Genomic DNA, 6,457 nt, shown 5'->3' with positions numbered 1-6,457 from the left:
GCACGCCGCCAGCGTTCGTCCTGAGCCAGGATCAAACTCTCCGATAAAAGTTTGAATAGCTCTTTAAAAATAAATCTAGAATTAACGTTGACGTATTGTCTTGTTTTGTTCAGTTTTCAAGGTTCAATGTGTAAGTGCTTCTTTCGAAGCGACCCTTACTATGTTACACGATCACCAACTTGGTGTCAATAACTTTTTTCAAGAAGTTTTGATCAAGTTCGTCGTGTTTTCGTTGTCCGTTTGTGGCAACAAATGATACTTTACCAGTTAACTTCGTAGAAGTCAACTTCTTTTTGAAAGTTTCTCAAAAAAAATGTTGAGAACCACTCCACTTTCTATAATGAAGAAAATGGCTCCGCAGGCAAGATTCGAACTTGCGACCGATCGGTTAACAGCCGATAGCTCTACCACTGAGCTACTGCGGAATATTGAGATGGTGGGCCTAAGTGGACTCGAACCACCGACCTCACGCTTATCAGGCGTGCGCTCTAACCAGCTGAGCTATAGGCCCATTAAAATTGGAGCGGGTGAAGGGAATCGAACCCTCATCATCAGCTTGGAAGGCTGAGGTTTTACCACTAAACTACACCCGCATGAAAATTGGAGGCGGCAACCGGATTTGAACCGGTGATAAAGGTTTTGCAGACCTCTGCCTTACCACTTGGCTATGCCGCCGTTGGCTGGGCTAGCTGGATTCGAACCAACGCATGTCGCAGTCAAAGTGCGATGCCTTACCGCTTGGCTATAGCCCAATATAAAGGGCGACTGATGGGAATCGAACCCACGAATGCCTGAACCACAATCAGGTGCGTTAACCACTTCGCCACAATCGCCATGCTTAAAATTTCTTTGGCAGGGGCAGTAGGAATCGAACCCACACCAAAGGTTTTGGAGACCTTCGTTCTACCGTTAAACTATGCCCCTATAAGAATAGTTGTTTAACTTAGAAAAATAAGGTAGATATTTTGCTTACACAAATATCATTGGTGGAGGGGGGCAGATTCGAACTGCCGAACCCGAAGGAGCGGATTTACAGTCCGCCGCGTTTAGCCACTTCGCTACCCCTCCAAACAAAAGAAATACTTAAAGGCTCTTAAGTATAAATGGTGGCTCAGGACGGAATCGAACCGCCGACACATGGATTTTCAGTCCATTGCTCTACCAACTGAGCTACTGAGCCATATTATATAGAAGATTAAATTTTCAAGTGATTAACTTCAATGTTACCAAGCAAATAAAAAATGGCGGTCCGGACGGGACTCGAACCCGCGACCTCCTGCGTGACAGGCAGGCATTCTAACCAACTGAACTACCGGACCAAAGTTTTTTCGCGATAGCGAAAATAACTATCCATGCGTGACTTATGAAAGATTAAGGATAACCTCTTATAAATATAAGTCAAAATGGTATTGCGGGGACAGGATTTGAACCTGCGACCTTCGGGTTATGAGCCCGACGAGCTACCGAACTGCTCCACCCCGCGACGATATAAATTTGTAAAGGTAAATATGGAGGAGGAAGGGGGATTCGAACCCCCGCGGGCTGTTACACCCCTGTCGGTTTTCAAGACCGATCCCTTCAGCCGGACTTGGGTATTCCTCCGTGTATAATGGACCCTGTAGGACTCGAACCTACGACCGGACGGTTATGAGCCGTCTGCTCTAACCAACTGAGCTAAGGGTCCTTATCAATCGTGCGATTTGTATTGAGTAATAGCGGCGGAGGGGATCGAACCCCCGACCTCACGGGTATGAACCGTACGCTCTAGCCAGCTGAGCTACACCGCCACGAAATATTTAGAATGTTTTTTGCACTTCTATAAAACCAATGAATGAAGTTCATGGTGGAGCCTAGCGGGATCGAACCGCTGACCTCCTGCGTGCAAAGCAGGCGCTCTCCCAGCTGAGCTAAGGCCCCAAAGAAGTGGTCGGGAAGACAGGATTCGAACCTGCGACCCCTTGGTCCCAAACCAAGTGCTCTACCAAGCTGAGCTACTTCCCGAAATATATGGCGCGCCCGAGAGGAGTCGAACCCCTAACCTTTTGATCCGTAGTCAAACGCTCTATCCAATTGAGCTACGGGCGCTAAACAATTCATTAATGACAAAGTAAGGAAAGTTACTTTGCTGTCGCAAAAAACTTTGGTGCCGAGGACCGGAATCGAACCGGTACGGTAGTCACCTACCGCAGGATTTTAAGTCCTGTGCGTCTGCCAGTTCCGCCACCCCGGCAAGTCTGGAGCGGAAGACGGGATTCGAACCCGCGACCCCCACCTTGGCAAGGTGGTGTTCTACCACTGAACTACTTCCGCGAAATAAATGGTGCGGGTGAAGGGACTTGAACCCCCACGCCTTGCGGCGCCAGATCCTAAGTCTGGTGCGTCTGCCAATTCCGCCACACCCGCAAAATGTTAGATGTTTCGCATTCGCGAAAATCTTTGGTGAGCCATGAAGGACTCGAACCTTCGACCCTCTGATTAAAAGTCAGATGCTCTACCAACTGAGCTAATGGCTCATATATAGCAAGAAACCAAATGGTGCCGGCAAGAGGACTTGAACCCCCAACCTACTGATTACAAGTCAGTTGCTCTACCAGTTGAGCTACACCGGCATATTTAATTCATGGAAGCAGTTTAAGGAAAGATATTTTGCTAGCGCAAAAATCTTTGGTGGAGGATGACGGGATCGAACCGCCGACCCTCTGCTTGTAAGGCAGATGCTCTCCCAGCTGAGCTAATCCTCCAAAATGTAAATGCTGAGTTATTTTGCTACCGCAAAAAACTTTGGTGACCCATACGGGATTCGAACCCGTGTTACCGCCGTGAAAGGGCGGTGTCTTAACCGCTTGACCAATGGGCCATATTTTCTTAACGTCCCGCTTAAGGACATGTATAACTATATCAGCTAATTTCGTAGAAGTCAACTTCTAGTTAACAAAAAACGAAAACTTTTTTCGCCATACTCAGCTTACCATTTTGGTAAGCCGAAAAAGAATATACCATATCTTTAAACATTATATCAATAGGAAAAATGACAAACTATCCAATTCAACTCAAATAAATTTACTGATCCCCTCCATAGATAATTACGAGATCAGTAAATCAATCTGGGACTACATCGCTAAATATATAACAACCGGAAGCGTGACAATGCTCATAATAGTAGAAATCAGCGTCGCACTTGAAACATTCTGCGGTTCTGTCTGGAACTGGATCGCATACATCGTAGTGTTAGCCGCTGTTGGTGTTGCCGCCATAATGATCATGATTTGCTTAGTCATGTCATCCAAAGGCATAGGCAGAACGAGTAGAGCTGCAATCATTGGGGAGGCGATCAATTTCAGTGATAAAGATGTATAGAGCTTCTTCCAATCAATCGCTTTGATCGAGATATTGGCTAATTGCATGCCAAGAGTAAGCATAATGAACGGGATCGCTGCATCCGCTATGAAATCGATCGCTTGCATGAATGTTTTGCTGATTGGCACATGAAGCAATTGGAAAGCGATGCCCCCCATTGCCCCATACACCATAGGCATTCTTTTCACTGCTTGCAGTGCTGCTTTTACACCGTTCTGCTGGGCACTCCCTTTTGCTGCATAGAATACTCCCAACGTGCTCATCAATAATTGTTGAATGACCATGAGGACAATGGCGATTTCAAGTCCTGCTGCCCCGAAGAGAAAAAAAGCGAGCGGCGTTCCATAGTTTCCGTTATTCATGAAAGCCGAGGATAATACAAGCCCGCATCGCTCCGGCTCTGTAAACCGGTAAACTTTCGACAAGATGGTAACCAGTAAGATGATAATCAAACATAATCCAATCATATAGAGGGTCAATAGACCGTACGTACTATTAATGGACTGTTCGTAGAAAGTTCGAAACACTAAAAAAGGCACCATCACATAGATGGCCATTCTTGAAAGGTTCTTAGTATCAAGTGACAGGTATTTTTGTGATACAAATCCTATCCCGAACACAAAGAAAATCGGAAGCAAAATGGTGATAAATGACATGTTTTGGTCCCTCCGCTTGATGATAAAAGGACTGTTTCCGATAAGAAGGCACCCCCCCCTTAAAGACAAACAGCCCTGATGTTGATTCATTTATATATTGAATACCACGATTCTTTCTTCAGTCATTTCCTGGATGGCATATTTAGGACCTTCTTTTCCAGATCCACTCTTCTTTACTCCTCCGTAAGGCATTTGATCGACACGGTATCCTGAAGTATCATTGATCATCAGTCCACCGACTTCGATTTCATCGGCCGCTTTCATGGCAAAGGCTAAACTATTTGTAAATAAGCCAGCCTGAAGCCCATACTCGGAGTCGTTCACTCTTGCGATTACTTCTTCTTCTGTTTGATAGGTAGTGACGGCAACAACGGGACCAAATACTTCCTGACGGCACACTTTCATATCATCATGTACATGAGTGAGAATGGTAGGTTGATAGAATACACCCTCACGTCTGCCACCTGTTTCAATGACAGCTCCACTGCTTACAGCTTCATTCACCCACTGCTCAACTCGGATGGCTTCCTTTTCTGCAATCATCGGTCCGATATTGACAGATTCGTCTTTCGGATCTCCTACAACCAGGGAATTTGCAACTTCCTTCATTTTTGTCAGGAACTCTTCGTACACCTCTTCATGTACGTATACCCGTTGAACGGATATACATACTTGCCCTGCATTATTGAAGCTTTTTTGAGCGGTGACAGTCGCTGCTTCACTGATATTGGCATCCCTATGGATAATGGTCGCTGAGTTGTTCCCTAATTCCAGGGCTACCTTTCTCAAGCCTGCCTTCTCCCGGATCAACTGACCAACACGGGGGCTTCCCGTAAAAGTGAACATGTTGACATCCTGGTTATCCAATAGCCATCCACCGATAGCAGGACCTTCCCCCGTCAGAACATGCAATCGTCCCGGAGGAAGCTGGGCTGCCTCGAATACTTCCGCTAACACAAGGGCCGTGATCGGCGTGACTTCTGCCGGCTTCAAGATGACACTATTTCCAGCCGCCAGTGCAGGTCCGATCTTATGGCATGCCAGATTAAGAGGAACGTTGAACGGCGTAATGGCTGCGATGACACCTACCGGAACTCGTTTCGTATATGCTTGGCGATTCTCAGAACCGGGTGCCGCTTCAACCGGGATCCCTTCTCCATGAATACGCTTAGCTTCTTCAGCAGAGATTTCCAATGTTTGAGCGGCTCTGGCTACCTCGCCTCTGCCTTCATCAATTGGTTTACCCACTTCTTCTGCGAGAATCACAGCTAATTCTTCTTGACGGGCCATCAATCCTTCAGCGGCTTTCTTTAATACGGTATAGCGTTCATATGGGTGAAAAGATTTACGGAGTGCTTTCTTTGCAGATTCAACCGCAAGATCCACATCTTCTTTTGTTGAAACAGATACAGTTCCGATCACACTGCCGGTACATTTATCGATAACCTCATCTTGATTGTTTGTTTCTTTCCATTGTCCATCAATAAAGAGCCCATAATTCCGAGTTGCGATTGCACTCACAAAACATACCTCCCTATAGGTTATAACGTTACGACCTTTTTGTTTAAAAGTAATTCTTCTGCTCTTCCCTGACTGCCGAAGACACGGATTTTCTCCTGTACTTTTGCTTTCATTCTTCTTTTTCCATTCCCCAGTGAATCCGCTAATACGAATTGATCAGGATTCTCATTAAACACTTCTTGAACCCCTCTGGTGAAAGCCTGGCGCAGTTCAGTATCCACATTGATCTTGGCTACTCCCAAAGAAATGGCTCGTTGAACTTGCTCATCCGGTACATCTGAGCCTCCGTGGAGAACGATCGGGCGGTCAACCGCTTCGGCAATTTCCTTTAAACGATCAAAGCGCAGATTGGGTACTTCTTTGTAAATACCGTGAGCCGTTCCGATCGAAACAGCTAAATAATCAACATCTGTTGCCTCGGTAAACCTGATGGCTTCTTCAACCGTTGTTATGAGAGCATCCTTCTCATCGACGGTGATATCATCTTCCGTTCCGCCAATTTTTCCGATCTCCCCTTCGCTGCCAATCCCTAATGCACGTGCTGCGTCGACTACCTTCTTGGTGATTTCAGCATTTTCTTCAAACGAATATCCGGACCCATCAAACATCACGGATTGGAATCCCAGTTGGATGGCTTCCATCGACTGGGTGTACTGACGGCTGTGGTCGAGGTGTATACAGACGGGAACCGTAGTATTCTTCGCAAATGTATCGATCATCACTTTCATCGGTTCAAGACCTACGCTCCCGATGACCTTCTGACCCACTTGAATCATGATAGGCGCTTTTTCTTCTTCAGCTGCCTCCAGGATGGCTTGGATCGTTTCGGCGTTATGGGCACTGAACGCCCCGATACCGTATCCGTTTTCCCTTGCGTGGTGAAGCATTTCTTTTCCGCTGACAAATGGCATAGTGTTCTCCCC

At 46.3% G+C, this 6,457-nt stretch carries 3 protein-coding genes and 24 tRNA genes; all 27 read right to left on the bottom strand.

What is annotated here, in order from left to right; genetic code table 11:
* Window positions 1–350 precede the first annotated feature (350 nt).
* Window positions 351–425: transfer RNA gene (locus ACFQWC_RS20570), tRNA-Asn, on the bottom strand.
* 9 nt (window positions 426–434) lie between these two features.
* Window positions 435–511, bottom strand: a tRNA-Ile gene (locus tag ACFQWC_RS20565).
* 8 nt (window positions 512–519) lie between these two features.
* Window positions 520–593 (bottom strand) — tRNA-Gly (locus ACFQWC_RS20560).
* Window positions 594–601: 8 nt separating this feature from the next.
* Window positions 602–675, bottom strand: a tRNA-Cys gene (locus ACFQWC_RS20555).
* Window positions 676–677: 2 nt separating this feature from the next.
* Window positions 678–752: transfer RNA gene (locus ACFQWC_RS20550), tRNA-Gln, on the bottom strand.
* A gap of 8 nt (window positions 753–760) precedes the next feature.
* Window positions 761–833 (bottom strand) — tRNA-His (locus ACFQWC_RS20545).
* A gap of 17 nt (window positions 834–850) precedes the next feature.
* A tRNA-Trp gene (locus ACFQWC_RS20540) sits at window positions 851–924 on the bottom strand.
* 60 nt (window positions 925–984) lie between these two features.
* Window positions 985–1,068 (bottom strand) — tRNA-Tyr (locus ACFQWC_RS20535).
* Between the two features lie 36 nt (window positions 1,069–1,104).
* Window positions 1,105–1,180 (bottom strand) — tRNA-Phe (locus ACFQWC_RS20530).
* Window positions 1,181–1,242: 62 nt separating this feature from the next.
* Window positions 1,243–1,319, bottom strand: a tRNA-Asp gene (locus ACFQWC_RS20525).
* A gap of 90 nt (window positions 1,320–1,409) precedes the next feature.
* Window positions 1,410–1,483 (bottom strand) — tRNA-Met (locus tag ACFQWC_RS20520).
* 26 nt (window positions 1,484–1,509) lie between these two features.
* Window positions 1,510–1,602: transfer RNA gene (locus ACFQWC_RS20515), tRNA-Ser, on the bottom strand.
* A gap of 8 nt (window positions 1,603–1,610) precedes the next feature.
* A tRNA-Ile gene (locus tag ACFQWC_RS20510) sits at window positions 1,611–1,684 on the bottom strand.
* Window positions 1,685–1,713: 29 nt separating this feature from the next.
* Window positions 1,714–1,787 (bottom strand) — tRNA-Met (locus ACFQWC_RS20505).
* A gap of 54 nt (window positions 1,788–1,841) precedes the next feature.
* A tRNA-Ala gene (locus tag ACFQWC_RS20500) sits at window positions 1,842–1,917 on the bottom strand.
* Between the two features lie 7 nt (window positions 1,918–1,924).
* Window positions 1,925–2,001, bottom strand: a tRNA-Pro gene (locus ACFQWC_RS20495).
* 7 nt (window positions 2,002–2,008) lie between these two features.
* Window positions 2,009–2,085, bottom strand: a tRNA-Arg gene (locus tag ACFQWC_RS20490).
* A gap of 56 nt (window positions 2,086–2,141) precedes the next feature.
* Window positions 2,142–2,230, bottom strand: a tRNA-Leu gene (locus tag ACFQWC_RS20485).
* Between the two features lie 5 nt (window positions 2,231–2,235).
* A tRNA-Gly gene (locus ACFQWC_RS20480) sits at window positions 2,236–2,310 on the bottom strand.
* An 8-nt stretch (window positions 2,311–2,318) separates the two neighbouring features.
* Window positions 2,319–2,403: transfer RNA gene (locus ACFQWC_RS20475), tRNA-Leu, on the bottom strand.
* Between the two features lie 34 nt (window positions 2,404–2,437).
* Window positions 2,438–2,513: transfer RNA gene (locus ACFQWC_RS20470), tRNA-Lys, on the bottom strand.
* Between the two features lie 20 nt (window positions 2,514–2,533).
* A tRNA-Thr gene (locus tag ACFQWC_RS20465) sits at window positions 2,534–2,609 on the bottom strand.
* A 56-nt stretch (window positions 2,610–2,665) separates the two neighbouring features.
* Window positions 2,666–2,741: transfer RNA gene (locus ACFQWC_RS20460), tRNA-Val, on the bottom strand.
* Window positions 2,742–2,782: 41 nt separating this feature from the next.
* Window positions 2,783–2,857: transfer RNA gene (locus ACFQWC_RS20455), tRNA-Glu, on the bottom strand.
* A 253-nt stretch (window positions 2,858–3,110) separates the two neighbouring features.
* A complete protein-coding gene (locus tag ACFQWC_RS20450; RefSeq protein ID WP_377108969.1) occupies window positions 3,111–4,013 on the bottom strand; it encodes an AEC family transporter in 903 nt (300 codons plus the stop codon).
* Between the two features lie 90 nt (window positions 4,014–4,103).
* Window positions 4,104–5,534 (bottom strand): aldehyde dehydrogenase family protein, encoded by a 1,431-nt coding sequence (locus ACFQWC_RS20445; RefSeq protein ID WP_377108968.1) that lies wholly within the window; start codon window positions 5,532–5,534, stop codon window positions 4,104–4,106.
* A gap of 20 nt (window positions 5,535–5,554) precedes the next feature.
* Complete coding sequence (locus ACFQWC_RS20440; RefSeq protein ID WP_377108967.1) at window positions 5,555–6,445, bottom strand: class II fructose-bisphosphate aldolase; 891 nt, start codon at window positions 6,443–6,445, stop codon at window positions 5,555–5,557.
* Window positions 6,446–6,457 lie beyond the last annotated feature (12 nt).

This window comes from Rossellomorea sp. GCM10028870 (genome assembly GCF_042666755.1).
Classification (GTDB): domain Bacteria; phylum Bacillota; class Bacilli; order Bacillales; family Bacillaceae_B; genus Rossellomorea.
Note: the sequence above shows the minus strand (reverse complement) of the source record. Positions and strands in the feature narration are given on the sequence as shown.

What these genes read in the sequence shown, in the direction of transcription:
- ACFQWC_RS20440 (WP_377108967.1), bottom strand. Translation starts at nt 6,445, where the DNA reads ATGCCATTTGTCAGCGGAAAAGAAATGCTTCACCACGCAAGGGAAAAC.
- ACFQWC_RS20450 (WP_377108969.1), bottom strand. Translation starts at nt 4,013, where the DNA reads ATGTCATTTATCACCATTTTGCTTCCGATTTTCTTTGTGTTCGGGATA.